This window comes from Microbulbifer maximicatervae (SeqCode), from assembly GCF_052467065.1.
In genome coordinates this window covers 2,735,371-2,752,774 of the sequence record NZ_CP174299.1, presented here as the reverse complement: position 1 = coordinate 2,752,774, position 17,404 = coordinate 2,735,371, and the positions used below count along the sequence as shown (strand labels likewise).

At 41.2% G+C, this 17,404-nt stretch carries 14 protein-coding genes; all 14 read right to left on the bottom strand.

Annotated features, from left to right (window positions below):
• Positions 1 to 135: 135 nt before the first annotated feature.
• Positions 136 to 993 (bottom strand): sulfotransferase, encoded by an 858-nt coding sequence (locus ACJJI1_RS12290; protein WP_444956820.1) that lies wholly within the window; start codon positions 991 to 993, stop codon positions 136 to 138.
• A gap of 222 nt (positions 994 to 1,215) precedes the next feature.
• On the bottom strand, positions 1,216 to 4,974 hold the full coding sequence (locus ACJJI1_RS12285) for a glycoside hydrolase family 99-like domain-containing protein (RefSeq protein WP_444956819.1): 3,759 nt from the start codon (positions 4,972 to 4,974) through the stop codon (positions 1,216 to 1,218).
• 5 nt (positions 4,975 to 4,979) lie between these two features.
• Positions 4,980 to 6,050, bottom strand: coding sequence for a dTDP-glucose 4,6-dehydratase (gene rfbB / locus ACJJI1_RS12280; RefSeq protein ID WP_444956818.1), 1,071 nt, complete (start codon positions 6,048 to 6,050; stop codon positions 4,980 to 4,982).
• Positions 6,051 to 6,115: 65 nt separating this feature from the next.
• Positions 6,116 to 7,033: a dTDP-4-dehydrorhamnose reductase gene (gene rfbD / locus ACJJI1_RS12275; RefSeq protein ID WP_444956817.1), complete on the bottom strand. Its 918-nt coding sequence runs from the start codon at positions 7,031 to 7,033 to the stop codon at positions 6,116 to 6,118.
• 89 nt (positions 7,034 to 7,122) lie between these two features.
• On the bottom strand, positions 7,123 to 7,671 hold the full coding sequence (gene rfbC, locus ACJJI1_RS12270; protein WP_444959384.1) for a dTDP-4-dehydrorhamnose 3,5-epimerase: 549 nt from the start codon (positions 7,669 to 7,671) through the stop codon (positions 7,123 to 7,125).
• A gap of 142 nt (positions 7,672 to 7,813) precedes the next feature.
• The gene (gene rfbA / locus ACJJI1_RS12265) at positions 7,814 to 8,746 is read right to left on the bottom strand and encodes a glucose-1-phosphate thymidylyltransferase RfbA (protein ID WP_444956816.1); all 933 of its coding nucleotides are present in this window, start codon (positions 8,744 to 8,746) and stop codon (positions 7,814 to 7,816) included.
• Between the two features lie 276 nt (positions 8,747 to 9,022).
• On the bottom strand, positions 9,023 to 10,657 hold the full coding sequence (locus ACJJI1_RS12255) for a polysaccharide biosynthesis/export family protein (RefSeq protein ID WP_444914614.1): 1,635 nt from the start codon (positions 10,655 to 10,657) through the stop codon (positions 9,023 to 9,025).
• 89 nt (positions 10,658 to 10,746) lie between these two features.
• A complete protein-coding gene (locus ACJJI1_RS12250) occupies positions 10,747 to 11,991 on the bottom strand; it encodes a KpsE/RkpR family capsule polysaccharide export protein (protein ID WP_444956815.1) in 1,245 nt (414 codons plus the stop codon).
• A 9-nt stretch (positions 11,992 to 12,000) separates the two neighbouring features.
• Positions 12,001 to 12,714: an ABC transporter ATP-binding protein gene (locus ACJJI1_RS12245; RefSeq protein ID WP_444956814.1), complete on the bottom strand. Its 714-nt coding sequence runs from the start codon at positions 12,712 to 12,714 to the stop codon at positions 12,001 to 12,003.
• A complete protein-coding gene (locus tag ACJJI1_RS12240) occupies positions 12,711 to 13,502 on the bottom strand; it encodes an ABC transporter permease (protein WP_444956813.1) in 792 nt (263 codons plus the stop codon). Before ACJJI1_RS12240 ends, ACJJI1_RS12245 begins: the two co-directional genes overlap by 4 nt.
• An 826-nt stretch (positions 13,503 to 14,328) precedes the next feature.
• A protein-coding gene (locus ACJJI1_RS12235) for an IS3 family transposase (RefSeq protein ID WP_444956812.1) occupies positions 14,329 to 15,467 on the bottom strand; the annotation gives its coding sequence in 2 pieces (ribosomal slippage) (positions 14,329 to 15,218 and positions 15,218 to 15,467; 1,140 coding nt in all).
• A gap of 314 nt (positions 15,468 to 15,781) precedes the next feature.
• The gene (locus ACJJI1_RS12230) at positions 15,782 to 16,072 is read right to left on the bottom strand and encodes a YciI family protein (RefSeq protein ID WP_444956811.1); all 291 of its coding nucleotides are present in this window, start codon (positions 16,070 to 16,072) and stop codon (positions 15,782 to 15,784) included.
• Between the two features lie 262 nt (positions 16,073 to 16,334).
• The gene (locus tag ACJJI1_RS12225) at positions 16,335 to 16,712 is read right to left on the bottom strand and encodes a hypothetical protein (RefSeq protein ID WP_444956810.1); all 378 of its coding nucleotides are present in this window, start codon (positions 16,710 to 16,712) and stop codon (positions 16,335 to 16,337) included.
• A 183-nt stretch (positions 16,713 to 16,895) separates the two neighbouring features.
• The gene (locus ACJJI1_RS12220; RefSeq protein ID WP_444956809.1) at positions 16,896 to 17,174 is read right to left on the bottom strand and encodes a hypothetical protein; all 279 of its coding nucleotides are present in this window, start codon (positions 17,172 to 17,174) and stop codon (positions 16,896 to 16,898) included.
• Between the last annotated feature and the right edge of the window lie 230 nt (positions 17,175 to 17,404).

Here is a 17,404-nt window from a genome sequence, read left to right as displayed (position 1 = left end):
ACTGAAACTACTAACTCAGGGCCAAATCAATCAGGTAGCAAACTGCCATTTGCCACCTCAATTGCTAGCTTTTAATATGAAATTGAAAATACTCATAACGCCCTAGGCAAACCGATATTGCACAACGCTATAAGTTTAATTAACCCCGTAGTCAAACAACTCGAGAGCATCTGCCATTTCTTCTTCGAAAATCTGTATTACTTTATTCGGTAGTTCACGCTTCCACTTATCCTGAGACTCCTGAATACTGCCACTCGTCATATGGAAACTATACTTATCAGTATCGGCAATAACTTTCATACTATCTAATTTCACATTCAAAAATTGGCTTAATTGATCAGCAACTTCCTGCAAATTAGCCACAAGATCTTCAAATCTAATTACAATTATATTATTATGACCTGCTCGGAATTTATTGACAGATTTCAGGTAACTCCTCCGGCTGTCAATCATTCGACGAGCAAAAGTTTCCAGCGTATCGTCCTCTCTCCAGCCAAACCCATTAAAGCCTCGCTTCTTATTAAAAGAAACTATTGATGCAAGTTCACCTCTTGGGTCACGAGTTACAAAAATATTATTAACCGCTGGTAAACTATTATTGATATAGGGTGCTAAATCAAGAGCAACTTTTTCAGCATAAAACTTATATTTACTCTTCTGCGTTTCATGAATTTCTTGTGTGAATTGGTTCCACAAGGCATATAGCATTCTTTTTTGGTGTCTTTCCCTGTCCAGGATACCGTCAAATCCATAAGGCATAGGCCCCATTAAATTCTGAGCAGAATCCAAAACATCACCATCTTTATATGAAAATTCCCTTTCCCCTCCGCAATCTTTTAAAGGAAGTCTAGATAACCTTGAAAAATACGTCAAAAATCTTGATTCAAAAGGATAATCATTAGGAACGAAAATATCTTCTGAGCTTTTCAATAGCTGCATAAGAAGAGTTGTTCCCGTACGCCCAAAAGCACGAACTAGTATTGGAGATAACATAAAAATTCCTCAACTAAAAAGCCACTAATTTTTCTGAAAACAATGGCCTGTTTACTTAATACTCTTAACCCTACTAAAGGCTCGATTGGCTACTGATAGCCAGGAAATTTTTCACCCGCTAAGTAGACTGATTCTTTAAACTAAAAAATTTTTCCATTAAAAATTTCTTGCGTCTTTTATCCCTATTCCTTCATCTTATTATGCAAAAGTAGGCACTTTGAGTCAGCCATTCTCTAGCACTTTTGCAACTTCTTCAAGATACTCGCCCTGCAGCTTAGATTTAGCATTTCTATCAAAACAATAATTTAAAGACTCAACCTGAATACTATGTATTTCCTTTAATTGAACATCGTAATTTTTTCGAGTCACACTCCCCGAGTGCCTACGATGTGTATTTAGCGCTTCAGAAACCACCTTGGCTTTAGAGTCAGCCTCAGACAATAAGTTTACGTATATATACCAGTCGCCGGCAACCTTGAAATCAAGGATATTCTCGAGGTTACTTTCAAGACAATTTACAAAGCTAGTGGTATCAAACAACATGGAGCTTACATTCATAAATTGGTTTTTAATGGACAACACTTGATCAATTACTGTTGTGCCATCGTATATTCCAGGCCTATCTAATATGTCAATAAACTCTTGATCATAGTAATAGCGATAATCATCCGCTAAATGTTTATCCTTTTCATCAATTTGCTTCGAATCCGTATAAGCAAGCGTGAAATTGGTCGGTCCTTCAAGGATTTTTTGCAAAAACAAGTTATCCGCAGAATCATCGGCTTCAGCAACCCACAAATACTTCGCTCTCGCTAAGTCAGCGCCTTTTTTCCACTGCTTGAATACCGATCCTGAGTTTTTCTTATTAACTACAAGATTAATTTTACGATTTCTACGTTTTGCATACGCCTCGATAACAGACACACTATTATCTGGAGACTTATCATCTAAAACATTAATTTCAAATACAGGATAAGACTGATCAAAGATTGATCTCAGGCGTTCTTCTATATGATCTTCATAGTTGTAATTAGGAACAGCTACACTGACACGCTTGATAGCTGGATCTAAGTACTCGACTAAAGAATAAACGTACTCATCCCATTTAAACCGACTGGTAGCAGCCGCACCTCTTAGCTTAGCTTTCTCATCACTATCCGTTGCTATTTGGCGGATTATCGATTCTGCCATGGCACCAATATTTGCCATAGGCACGACTTCTCCATTGGCCTTGTCTTCAAGTAGCTCTGTAAAACCGCCGCCACCCTCAAAACCAATTACGGGCGTGCCTAAAGCAAGAGACTCCATAACCACAGAGGGGAAGGGGTCTTCTCGCGATGTCATAGCAAATGCATCGGCAGCCAATAGATAACTGGAAATCTCATTAGTGAAAGGAATATTGTGGAAATTACTCTTGAGCAATTCGCTTCCCAAATCCTCAGAAAGCCAGTGCTTAAGAGAGGGCTCGATATCACCAATCCAAATAAAGTGGTAATTGGAATGCTGCTCCACTACAAGTTTCGCTACATTCACAAAGATATCAAACCCCTTTCTCAAGTCAGCATACCCAACATTAACTATCAATTTAGCATTTTTAGATATACCCAACTCTTTTCTAATCTTTCTGTAAGCGCTTGAGTCGTTAACTAGATCCTGATATATACCTTGAGGGTGAATTACTAACTTATTTTCTTTTACTGAGTCAACACAAGAAACAAAAGAATCTTTCACTGCTTCGGCTGCGAAAACCACCCTTTGTGCGTGATTCGCGATATCTTGTGCAGCTTTCTCTAACTTATACTCTTGAACAAGGTTCTTGAGTTCATGGATCAATGAAATAAAATTAATATCATGACCTGCCAAGATTGGAGCAACTTTGCCAGATACAGTAGTATTACAAATTGCTTTGTTAAGCCCAGATTCTTCCTTTAGCTTTCTAACGACACTGTCAAAAACTTCAAGGCTGCCATGGCATACATAAGTCTCACCGACTTTCTCATACTCAGCGACTAGTGGACCGCCGTCTAACAACACCAGCCGAACATCAATTCCAAATTGCTGTTTTAGCGTCTTGAATATATTCAAAGTCAGCAGCTGGGCACCGTGTTTATAAGCATCATGCCCAACCAGTATTAAAGAGTACTTTCCCTGAATAACGGTTTGCTCGTGCAAGGCACGATAAGTAGAATTTAAATAGGCGCTTCCCCAATACTGATCCGGCTCAAGGTGCGCCCCTTCCGCCCACTCATTCCAGGCGTTAATAGCTACAAATTTATGTTTACCTTGAATAGGGTTTTCTTTAGCAAACTTTACGACGCCTTTTAACCATCTCTCATACTTTTCTGGTGTTGCACCTACGAACCCCATTCCCTTTTTAGGTTTTCGAGCTTCATTATCCCACATAGGGGTAACAGCTTTGATTACATCGTAATCAAAAGAATAGTCATTCAGAGACTTTGTAGACATTTCCTCATAGCTCGGATAATGTCCAACAAACTCAGGATCTTTTAGCCCTAAACTTTGCGCAACAGATGGAAGTCCCTCCGCCACTTTATGTGGGGGAAATTCAATTGCACCATCCAATCCGTATTCTCTGGGATCTAGATCACCAAATGCCTGAGCCATGTAAATAAGAGGCTCAATATTGTGGTTATCCCTAAATAGCCGTCTCCACAAAGCAATCTTCTCTGACGCTTTGGGAATAATACCGGGACGGTAAATAAAGAATAATGGACGTCCGTCAATGGAAATATATCGAGAGTCTGTAAAGTGGCGTGCTATATCCGCAACGAACGCAACATCATCTTCATCTCTATAGTCTTGCGCGATTAGAACATCATTGTCAAAACCATCCCAAGTTCTTGTCCAGTTCTCATTTGCCCACATTAAGCAAAATGGCAGCTCAATATCCGTATTTTCTAATAAAAGATTGACAGGGCCATCCATCAAGCGGCGACCATTAAACCAGTAATGATAAAAACAAAATCCCTCAAGTCCCGCATCTCGGGCCATTTTAGCCTGTGCCACCAAGGTGTCTTTCACTCGCAGGTCATAGAAACCCAAGTCGCGCGGTAGGTGTGGCTGATAATGCCCATTAAATCTACTCCGCGCACGAGTCACATTAGTCCATTCAGTAAACCCCTGCCCCCACCATTCATTGTTTTCCTCAAACGGATGGAATTGCGGCAAATAGTAGGCTAACGCTTTTACCTCTGGATCTACTTGTCTTGTGCCATACTTGAAAACTTCAAAACCAGGACCCGCTTTTAAGAACTCCTCATCAGCACTATTAATTAAAGCTTGACCGGAATCTGAAGTTGTCGCTCCAGGAGCGGGCGCTAAGGTTTTCAGCTCGCTGTGCTTTCCAACAGAAAGGTAATGATAATAAGCATGCTCAGAAACATTACCACCTAAATGATTATCTATATAGAATCCAGTATCGAAGCTGGCACTTGGATTACGGCGCTCCGCACAACCTTGTAAAAGAAAGTGTTTATAGGGGTCTAGTCCTGCCTCTTCGATATCCTGATATTGCTGTAAATAATAGGCTGGATCAAAGAATGGTGTAGGGGCACAAGTCGGCTGTTTTGCATTCTCTAAATAGTGCTTTAACGCAGACTCCTCTTTAGATAATGAACTTGCACTTCTATAAAACTCTGGATCAAATGCCAGCGATGGTTGACGCCCCTCTGCCTCTCCACTTTTAATATAGTGCTCTAAGGGTTCAATCCCTGCATCCAATACATCAGGATATGCTGATAAATACCAAGCCGGGTCAAACAAATAATTGGGTGTGCGCCCTTCTTTGTATCCATTGAAGTAATAGTGCTCCAAGGGATTCATCCCTGATTCAGCAACATCTGGATTCGTCTCTAGGTACCAATCGTGATCAAATAAGCCTGAAAAATAAATTACTTCGATACCGCTCTTATTCAATGAATTAGAATCCTTTCCAAACAACTTCTTTACTACTGATTTCATTACTATTAGTTCCTTTTTAGCAGTTCTTGCCACCAAACCGGATTGTTCAAATACCATTCAATTGTTTTTTGTATGCCTGTTTCAAAGCTCTCATGTGGCTGATAACCTAACTCTTTATTTGATTTGGTAGGGTCAATAGCGTAACGGCGATCATGCCCTGCACGGTCTTCTACAAACGAAATTAATTTCTCAGAATTGCCAGCAATTGCGCTTTTAGCTTGCGGGTATTGTGCTGCTAGACTCGACTGCTTCGCAAACTGCTCATTCATCAACTTACAAACTAGTTTTACGATATCAATGTTTGCCCATTCATTAATGCCACCGATGTTGTAACATTCGCCTATATTTCCTTGGCGGATTACTTTATCGATACCGCTTGCATGATCTTCGACATATAACCAGTCACGTATTTGCTGGCCATCACCATAAATAGGAAGTGGAAGATCGCGAAGTATATTGGTAATTACCAGTGGTATTAATTTCTCAGGAAAGTGGAAAGGCCCGTAATTATTTGAACAATTACTAGTGGTGACCTCAAGGCCATAGGTATGGTGGTAGGCTCTCACTAAGTGATCAGAAGCAGCTTTACTTGCGGAGTAAGGGCTATTTGGGGCATACGGCGTGGATTCACTAAATGCCGGATCATCTGCTTCTAACGTACCATACACTTCATCAGTAGAAACATGATGGAAGCGATGAGTATCTCTATTTAAGCCTTCATCTAGCCACACTCTTTTAACTGCTTTTAACAAACTATAGGTGCCGATAATATTTGTCTGAATAAATGCATCTGGCCCACTAATTGATCGATCCACATGACTTTCAGCCGCAAAGTGCACTAAGGTATCAATTCGGTGTTCACGGAGTAGAGTTTCTACCAACGCTGTATCGCATATATCGCCTTGGTAAAACTTATAATTCGGGTGATCCTTAACTAGATCCAGATTGGCAAGATTTCCTGCGTATGTGAGTGCATCTAAGACTATCACTGTATCCTGTGGGTAATTTTTTATCCAGTAATGGACAAAATTAGCACCAATAAATCCAGCACCACCGGTAACCAGTAATTTTTTCATATCAAGATCGCTATCAGTCACAATTTTCAAATAAAGCCCTAATACCTAATAGGCAAATTGGACAATTAATGTTGTTGTTTCTTTTCAGAAAGAGCCAATCTAAGTGACTCACGCCAATGCCGAGGTTCAATATCTAATTCAGTAATCAATCGGGTTTTATCTAAGACACTATAAGATGGTCTCTTCGCGGGAGTGGGATATTCATGTGTAGCTATTGCTTTAAGTTCTAATTGTTTATCCTGCGGAAGTACACCTAAAGCCTTACCATCTTCATAAATAGCTACGGCAAAATCATACCAACTAGCTACCCCGAGGTCGGTACAATGGTATATACCACTCACGCTAGGCTTTTGGGCAAGTATGATTAAGATCTCCGCCAAGGTTCCTGTCCAGGTTGGTGTGCCAACCTGATCTGCAACGACACTTAGTTGATCTCTATCTGCCATTAACCGAAGCATAGTATTCATAAAATTATTCCCGTGGGATGCGTAAACCCACGCGGTACGTACAATTATCGCTTGTGGAAGAATTTTAAAAATGGCAGTTTCTGCTTCAGCTTTACTAGCGCCATATACACCGACAGGATTAACTTTATCTGATGTTAGGTATGGAGTTGATTTTTCACCATCAAACACGAAGTCTGTTGAAATCTGAACAAGGCGAATATTTAAGCTTTTACATACTTCTGCAAGATTTTCGGTACCTTGCTTATTAATTGCAAAAGCAACATCTCCTTCCTGCTCAGCTTTATCAACAGCGGTATAGGCAGCAGCATTTATGACAACGTCTGGCTTAACTTCTCCAATCACAGCCTGGACAACTTGTTTGTTGGAGATATCCAGCTCTTCGCGCCCCATCGCCACCATCTCAATATCGACAGGACATAGCTTTTGAAGCTCACGTCCAAGTTGACCGTTTTTACCCGTTATTAAGATTTTAAAAGTTGCCATTTTATACAGACCAAGAATAGTTTGACGGTGCATCTAACGTGCCGCCAGGTTTTTAACAAAATAGGAAGATTGATCTTTAAAGAGGAGCTAATCTCGGAGTCAGTGAAACCAGCGTATACTCTCTATGCGAAATATACCGTATCCTTAAAAGAACTACCGTTGCGATCTTTTTCCGAAAGTTGAGGCTGTATACCTTCAACAATGGGCCAGTCAATATTCAGATCTGGATCATTCCACAGTAGCGACTTCTCATATTCCGGAGCATAGTAGTCTGTACATTTGTATACAAATTCAGCACTTTCACTTGTTACATAGAAGCCATGTGCAAATCCTTCAGGAACCCATAACTGGCGATTGTTCTCAGCTGACAGATACACACCAACCCATTGTCCAAAAGTTGGCGAACTTCTTCGTAAATCTACTGCAACATCATAAACTTCGCCACGTACTACCCTGACTAACTTACCTTGGGTCCGCTCAGTCTGATAATGCAATCCTCGTAAAATTCCTCGAGAAGACTTACTGTGATTGTCTTGGACAAACGCACGATGTGCACACTTACCATTAAAAATGTCATCACGAAATGACTCATAGAAGAAGCCACGTTCATCACCAAACACTTTTGGTTCTACAATTTTTACGTCAGGAATTTTTGTTTCAATAATATTCATACTAATTAAGAATTTAACCGTGGCGCAGGCAAGCAATCTAGCTACTGCAGCTCTAAAGAAGAGGATAGAGGCTGAGCCGCTCATCCCTGAACGACTTCTAATTAAAGGCTTTAGAAAAAGGTCAATTTTTCCCTATAGGCTTTTATAACCCAGAGGCATAGCGACGTGTGTTGAGAGATGAGGTTTCACCATTCTCAACTAAAATTTGCATCAAATATTTCCCATAACCACTTTTCATTAAGGGTTGAACTTGCGCTTCTAGCTCTTCTGCACTGATAAACCCTTTACGATATGCAACTTCTTCGGGGCAGGCTATTTTTTGGCCTTGTCGACGCTCGATTGTTTGAACAAAGTGAGCGGCATCTAGCAAATTATCATGCGTACCAGTATCCAACCAGGCGCTACCACGTCCAAGGCGCTCTACATCTAACTTATTCTGGGCAAGATATACCTTATTGATATCTGTGATTTCCAGCTCACCGCGTGCACTCGGCTGTACTTCTCGGGCAATGTCGCACACTTGCTTATCATAAAAATAAAGGCCAGTGACGGCGTGATTAGATTTAGGGTTTTCAGGTTTTTCCTCTAAACTTACAGCTCGGCCACAGGTATCGAACTCAACAACTCCATATGCTCGTGGGTCTGCGACGCGATAGCCAAATACGGTAGCTCCTGCCTCTCTCGCATCAGCTTGATGCAAAATTTGACTGAAGTTGTGCGCATAAAAAATATTATCACCTAACACAAGCGCGCTATTGTGATTACCTACATGCTCGCGCCCAATTAAAAATGCTTGAGCTAAGCCATCAGGAGATGGTTGCACTGCATAGGAAATATTAACCCCCCATTGTGCACCATCTTCGAGCAAACGCTGATATAAAGATTGCTCTTCTGGTGTCGTAATAATAAGGATATCTCTAATACCCGCCAACATTAAAGTCGTCAACGGATAATATATCATTGGCTTATCATAAACAGCCATCAACTGCTTCCCGACACCCTTTGTTAAGGGATATAAGCGTGTACCAGAACCTCCAGCCAAGATAATTCCCTTCCGATCAGAAGACCCCTTCACAGTTTTTCCCCCAACATTGAATTAATATTCATTTATTAATCACATCAAACAATAAGAGCTGATGTAAAAATACAGGACTTACAGACTTTACAATCCAGGAAAGTTATCAAACTTTAGGATGACAAATTCGGAGTGAATAATTACATACAACACATAAAATCGGTATGGTATAAGACTTACAGCTTATAACAGCCTGTAAGGAAACCAACCATACCGATTTATATCGTGCAATATGGGAGCCAATCTTAAAAAAGTTTACAACCTTTTAGTACCAAGTTAGAAAGATAGAACTGCAGCAGTTCCAACAGCTATACGGTAGAGTATTTCTGTTACATCTTTGGTTACTTGTAATTCACTGGAATGGATTTTTGGCATAATCATAATTTCATCTCCGGGGCGTAATCTATCCCCCAGACGATTATCAAAATCACCATCTTCTATACGATTAATCGTCCCATCGAGATGTAGAATCACCAATTCTTTGCGGTTTGCATTATTGGCAAATCCGCCGGCTAACTCTATATAGTCTTCCAGAGTGCGCTTCTTACTAAAGACTAGAGAAGTTGGGAAAATTACTTCTCCCACGATCGACACAGTTGATGATTTCAAAGGCACAATAAGCTCATCACCATCTTCAAGCAGCATTTCTGCAGCGTTTGGATTATTCGCAATAACAACCTGGCCTCTGGGTTCAGCCTTCCGCGCTTGTTCGATAAAGTTCTGAATCATCATGGCGTTATCTTTTTGCGCAGATTTTTCCAGGTCAGTATTGGGCTGGCGAGTTAGAACTTCCATCTGAAGCGCATCTAAAGAACGATCAAGAGCGGCCCGCTGCCGATCAGCGACACTCTTCCTGTACAGCTGTATAGAGTTTCTATCTGCATTATCGCGAAAACTCAATTGACTCAGTAACTCATCAAGAGTAGCGCCATAGGGCAGTACATAAGTTGCAGGCCCATCCAACTCACCCGATACCCTGATTGAGATAGACTCAATATCGTTATCCCGTACCAACTCTATATGCGCTCCCGGATAGAGGCGTGTGGTCATGGCATTTGCAAGGGGCATATAGTCAGCTTGTTGAAGACCGTCAATTACCTGAGTAATTCGTGCAAAATTCGCCTGAGGGTCAGGTTTTGTTACGAGGAGCATCTCGCCCAGCTGGGTGTAGGGCCCAGTAAATTCCATCTGTGCGGCTTGCTGCACCGCTCCTTCAACTGTCACCGAACCATTGCGGGCAGCAACGACTACAACATCGCCATTGCGAAGTTGTAAAGCAGGCATAATTCCATCTACCAGGAAGCTATACAGGTTTACCTTTTGTATTTCCTCTCCCTGACGCATTACTCTGATATCAACAAAGCTGCCACTTTGCTCATCGATACCTCCAGCACTATCTAAATAGTAAAGGATCGAGTCTGAGCTAAAACCGTTATACAGACCAGGGTTCTTCACAAAACCCGTTACAAAGACTTTAACTGGCTGGCTCGCCTCCAAGTTCGCATAAGCTTGCACATTATTCTTGAATACTCGCTTTACATGACGCAGTACAAAGTCATTCAATGCGCCATTCTTTACTCCAGCAACATGGACTGGGCCAACCTCGGGGACAAAAATATTACCTTTCGGATCTACCGGTAATGTCGCACTGAAACTATAGGCACCCCAGAGCTGTAGATTAACCTGGTCACCAATCGATATTCTATAGTCGGGATTAAATCCACTAAATGGTTGATCTTTAAACGCGCCCTGAAACAGTGACTCCCCAAAAACGGGTATACCTGTCTTAGGGATCTCTGTTGAGGAAACCTCATCAATTAATTGAGTTTCCAATGCTCCAGCCTGAATACTGGATAGTGATACCAACAACCCTACACCAAAACTAAAGCGCTTTATTTTTTCAGTAATCATTTGCTTGTTCTTTGTAAATTGATATTTACTCTGTCAGCCATATCAAAAATTCACCGACACTATTCTGTCTTGAAGCCTTTTGTCTGGCGCTACATCCTATGATCCCGAATAGTCACAACTAGCATCTTTCCTATTCCATAAAGCATTAGCAGAATAATTCCCAAGCTGACCAGGTTATAAAGCTTGTGTGGATACTCTGCTTCTTCTGCTAACGATGGCTGGGTTACCACCATCAAGTGCTTAAGTTTACCTGACGCTTCCATACGAGCAGTTTCCAATGCTTTTAAAGAAGCTGCATAGGCATCGGTTGCAAATTGCAAATCTAGTTCAAGATTCTGGAAATGAGCACCAAGAAAATTAAGCCGCTGCTCTCCTTCCTCTTCCCCTATGCCCACTAGGCGCACCTTTTCTATCTCAATTTGGTTCTCTAACGCATCGATGTCGGCCTGCATGGAGATTACTTGTGATGAATCAGCATTCAGATAAGATTTTGCCGCAGTCAGGTTAGCTCGTTGCTCAGCCAATCGCGCCTCTAACCCTTGAATAATGGTACTGATACCTTTTGTAAGTTCTTCTGGACTTACAACTTTATGACTATTCTGGAAGTCAAGAATTTCTTGCTTAGTACTGCGCAACTTAGCTTGTGCTAAATCAACTTCATTCTTCACAAAAGCCACTTGCTTATCTGCGAGCTGATTGCTGATCTCGTTAACAAAATCTTCTGACTTTTGGATAACTGTCTCAATCAATCTTTTAGCAAAAGTCGGATCAAATGCTTGCACTTCTATCGTAATAATACCGGTGGCCTCATTATGGGTAACACCGATGTGATCACGATAGTATTGCAGGTAGTCCTCTTGGGTAGCATCTAAAGCCAAGCGCGAAAAGATATCATGGCTAGTACTTCTGTAATAATCAGCCAACTGTAACGTGTCATCCAAATACAGGGCCATATCTAATGACTGGATATAGTTTACTACTAAAAACGCATCCTGGTTATCTGCTGACATCCCTGGAATCAAAAAACCTAATGCGGGTGACGCAGCTTGTGAGGAAACGCTATCTTTTACGATCAACTGGGTATTGCTTACATAACGCTCAGAAACCCAAAATAGGTAATATCCGGACATTAGGATAAGAGGGAGTATGACTAACAGGCCGACACCTCTAGAGTGATAGAGTTTTTTGAATAGCTTTCCTTGCCCTTCATTCCCATTATTGCCGGTCAATTTGGTAAATAGTTTTCTCGTTTTATACAGAAAACTACTCGCCCTCCCTCCTACTAGTTCAAGATCTTTTTTTTGCTCTTCAACGACTGGTTTTTTGGCTTCCATAATCGACTCTTATGCACTCACTGCCGGCTTGGCTGCACCACTTTCGGATTGCGGTTTTTTCACTTGTTTTTCGCCCTTGTATAAATCAATAGCCTCATCTACGGTATCAAAAATCCTGAGGCCATTTGAATCAAGGTAAATTCCTACATCACAGTTTTTCTTAAGCATCCCCATTGCATGGGCAACGATAATAAAAGAAGAGTTCTTACGTTTTTCGGCAATAACTTCTTCACATTTCTTTTTAAAGTGAGCATCACCAACAGACATCACTTCATCGACTAAATAGATATCAAAATCTACGCCGATACTTAAACCAAAGGCCAAACGCGAGCGCATACCTGACGAATAACTCTTTACGGGTGCGTCAAAGTAATTGCCAATCTCGGCAAAATCCTGAACCCTATCCATCAGCTTTCGCTGTGTCGCTCCCCAGATACCGTGGATACCGCAAATAAAAGCAACATTTTCACGGCCAGTCATACTGCCTTGGAATCCTCCAGACAATCCCATGGGCCAGGAAATTCTCTGATCCGTGACTACCCGCCCATAATCTGGATAATCAATACCACCCATGATTCGTAGTAGAGTTGTTTTCCCTGCGCCATTACGCCCCAGGATGCCAATATTTTTCCCCTCAGGAAAACTTGCACTTACATCCTTAAACAGAACCTTTCTTCCATGAGGAGTCCGAAAAGATTTGGTTAGTTTTTCTAGTCTAATCATTGGCTTCTTACCAAATCCCGCCAATTCGCCCGGTAACACAACAGACCAAAAGCCAACATCGAAATTGAGGCGCCCATTAAGTACTGCAGGCTGCCAAACATTCCATGGTAGTTTTTGAATAGCCCCTCACGAGTCAACTCAATCACATGCAGTATTGGATTCCACGCGAGGTAAACATGGTACTCTTGAGGAACTTGCTCCAATGAAAAGAATACCCCAGACATAAAATACAAAGGTCGTATTAGCATTGGTGATAGCTTTGCAAGTTCAGGGAGCTTTACCCCAACAACACAGAGGGCCAGGCTCAATCCCAAGCAAAAGCAGAAAAAAAATATATTTACTACCACTAGGAGTAAAAAATTATTGAATGGGCTTGTGACGCCAAACCAGGCAAACACAATCATTAAGGTAATAATTGTTGCTAGATAGATAGAAAATTCTAAGAGAACTCGTGTAAGTACAGCATCAAAAGGCCTTAACTGGCGGTAATTGAAGAGCCCTCGATTCGATTCCACTGCTGCCAGCCCCTTTTGAAAACAGTGCGTAAAAAATAGGAATGGGGCAATTCCTCCTAGCATAAATAACGGAGTTGGAACACCTGGATAGAATGCATCCTTCAGAAAACTAAAGACTGCAACCAAGACCATAATATGTATTACTGGTTCGAGAAGCATCCAGGCATATCCCAGTCGCCACTTGCCAAAGCGAGTTTTCATCTCGCGCACTAGCAATGCGTAAATTACATCACGCTGAATTTGCCAGAAGGAGCGTTGAACTGATGGATGCATAGCGATTACTTTCTTGGCAATCTGTGAACCAGTCGTTACCCAATCTTGGGGTAGAACTGAGACAATTAATTCAAATAATATCGGGGCATTCTTGAAGCCAAAATGCCTTCGCTTGTTGGGTCGGCTCTATCGAGATACGACTCCACCACTCTGGGTCGCCAAGCTTAGTTCGAGCTCAAGGCACCGCAAAATGGACGCGGAATCCTATCGCAGTGTCTCTTCTTCGTCATTTTTTAATTAATTACGTGCCATTACGTTCGTCCCAACAGTCTAGCTCAAAGCTATCTATAGTGGATGATACGCCCTACTAGATGATCGCCAATGATGATTATCAATTTCTCTATGAATAAGCAGGCGACATTTCCAGAATACATATTAGTCGCGGACAACAATGCTATCACTCACGCATTTTGCGAATGTGAATACACAATCATTAACTGGGAGAAACAGACGCAAACAGACATCAATAGAGCACTTAATGCCATATCCGGCCTAATTGCTGAGATCCTGTACTGATTAAGATATAACCAGCTCCGAGTCTCTGATACATAACCCTTTCAAGATTTACCCAATATTTCTGAGCAAAATCCACGCCAAGATAACTTTTAAAAGGGAACTTAAGGTGTTAAGGAAGAGGCTATTCTATCTAAGTAGAAACTCCCAACACTTTGCCCCAGATTTAATAGTCAAATTTGGCACATCTGTACAACATGATCTTACTGCTCTCCATCTAACTCGCTGTAGGTTAATGAGAAGAAGTAATTGGGAGTGGCCAGAAAGTTTAACCGCCCAGTATTGTTGTGGTCAACTCCAAGCGGACACTTCTTTAAGCACATTTCTCAAATTCGATAGGGGCTAGGTCTCCCAGTGTTGTATGTATTCTTCGTGAGTTGTAATAAGCAATATAGGCTCTTACATCTGCTACCGCATCCTCCCTTGTCGGATAAAGGTTTCCCGTTACCCACTCCCGCTTCAGGCTGCTGAAGAAACGTTCAGTCGGTGCGTTGTCCCAACAATTTCCCTTACGGCTCATTGAACACACCATCCCATGCTGACTCAATAACGTTTGGTAGGTATGGCTGGCATACTGACTGCCACGATCAGAGTGATGCAGGAGACCTTTTGGGGGCGAACGCAAATTGACAGCCATTATCAACGCACGAGTTACCAGGGCCGTTTCCATCTTCCGATCTAGATGCCAACCAATAATCCGGCGCGAATAGAGATCAATCACTACCGCCAAGTACAACCAGCCCTGCGAAGTCCAAATATATGTAATATCAGTCGTCCAAACTTGATTTTTAGCACTCGGTGAGAACTCCCTATTCAGAAGGTTCTCTGCGACCGGCAGGTGATGTTTACTGTCTGTCGTCAGTGTAAATCGCTTCTTGCGCTTTACTGCCAAGCCTAGCTTTTTCATGAGCTTGCGGACTCGATAGCGCCCAACTTCAAAGCCTTCTTTACGTAACAGCTTCATTAACCGACGACTTCCCAGGCTCTGTCTAGATTCTGCAAATAGGGCCTTCAAACGATGGCATAGTTGCCATGTTTGAGCATCTATTGAGCTATTACCACGGCAACACCAATCGTAATAACCAGACTTACTTACCTGCATTACCCGGCAGAGCACCCTAACAGGAAAGCTGCCTTGCTGTTTTTCAATAAAGCTGTACTTTATTTCATTTCTTTCGCAAAGAAGGCGCTGGCCTTTTTTAGGATTTCTTTCTCCATCCGCAACTGCTTATTTTCACATCGTAATCGCTCTAATTCTGCACGCTCACCTACATCCAACCTCACACCGTCTTCTTCCTGCTTCAGTTCCTTTATCCAGCGTCGCAGGTTATTGGCTGTTGTTCCTACAGCCTCTGCTGCTTTAGAATTTGAATACCCTTGCTCAGAGACTAGCGCTACGGCGTCTTTCTTAAATTCCGGCTTGAAATGCCGACGTGTACCTTTTGTTGTCATACTTCACCTCGCTTGGTAGTTTTACCATCTTAGCGAAGTGTCCGGAAGGATTAGACCACTACAATCATTTTCAGCTTTATCGTAAATACCAAAGCAAAAGAACAAGGGCATACTGTAGAATATAACCCCCAAAAATAACAGCGTACCTAAGACTGCCCATAGTAGTTTTACTTTCAGGTGATTTATAGTTCTCTCCTCAATTACATATTTTCTGCTGCCTCATTTTGTCTATTTGTTCAATTATGCTCAATCTAGGCCAATATGCTCCAAAGAGTTGTGCAATCGAAAAACTATCATCCTTCTTAATTTTTTGTTTAAGTATCAATCAGAAACTCTAACTCTGGTGAGGATTTTGTCGGTACAACTTGCGTCACTTCATAAGCAGCCAATTCCTCACGATAGAATGGATCTTGTTTTAGTACCTGATCTAACGCAGACCGACTATCTATGGTCACCAGGATTACCCCACCTGTGCGAGGCTCCTTACGGCCGGAAAGCTGGAAATATCCTAGCTCGTAGTACTTATTCAAAAAATCAATGTGCTCTGAAATAAACTTTTCCACCTCCTCAAGGGGTTTTATATAGGTAAGGGATACTATGAACATGTTGATCAACCTCTACTTGCAATTCAAAATATCAAAAGTAGAGATCGTAGATTTATCTTCCATCCAATCTCTTATTAACGTAGATTGCCAATCTACAACTCTCGACTTCATTAGAGGAGCATTATACCTACAGGCAATCTGCAAATAAGGACAAAGAGCTCGGTATTGATGCCTAATAAGTAAGGACCTTTCCAGATAGCATTACCTCAAGTGCAAAATCCAAATAAGGATTCAATAAGGCCCCAAATTAATGAAGAATAGATTAACAGTTGTCTATTTGCTTTTTGGTTAAAAGCCAGTTTTCACGATAGTAAATACTTGCATCATAGTGGAACATTAAAGTCTTCGGATCCAAATAATAGGGAAAACCACTATTGCTGAATATAATAAAGTCATATCTTGCTAAGGCATGTTCTTGAAAAGAATAATACTGACCATACTCAAACTTATTGCAGGTATCGCTGTGAATCTTTAGTAACCTATCAATAAATATAGCTTCTCTATTATATTTATTCATATGTTCCACTAATTGTGCCCTAGCATCCAAAAAACTGGAAATAACAAAACCAAGCACAAATGCACACAAAATTACTATGTACTTTTTGATAGATAACTTTATTCGCTGATATCCATCTGACATCTGGTGATCCTTAACAGTTAAATTAGTCGTATAAATCAGCTTGATTGTAATTTTATGGTGCAAATATGGACTTTATTTTAGCTACTCTATGAGTCAGTGAATCGTCAGCATACGTTGTGCATGCTGGCACAAATCAGCCGGAGCATTCAGCGATTAATAAACTCAGGATTATACGAATGAGTATTATCGACAAAGAATCATAACAGCTTCACCTCTTGCTCCACCAATACCTCCCCCTACAACTTTCCACCCCTTGGGTACTTTTACAGTTTTCTCTGGAACTTCCCCTTTGTTTAATGACCTTCCAGATACTTGCCACAAAGTAGCAGCAAAGCATTCACTTAGCTGCTCATCTGATTGCTCTTTGCTCTCCTCAGGATCAGCTTCAGCAAAAGCGTTTAAAGCCCCAAGAGAAACTACTAATCCAAGTAGTCCAGAGAATAAGATACTATGCTTTTTCATTGACTTCCTTTTAGAACTAGCTCTTAAACTTCTTATTTATCCTTTACGATAGGAACATATGGCCGACTAAGAAGTCAATAAATACACCTTCTTTTATTTTAGATTGAGCCACTTTTCTCTATCTGACCAGTCGAAAGATTTCTAAAGTGGAGAATAGATATTGAGAACTAATTTTTATCTTTCTAATGATTCTACAAATAACCATCGAAATAGTGACCGAAGAAAGTTTC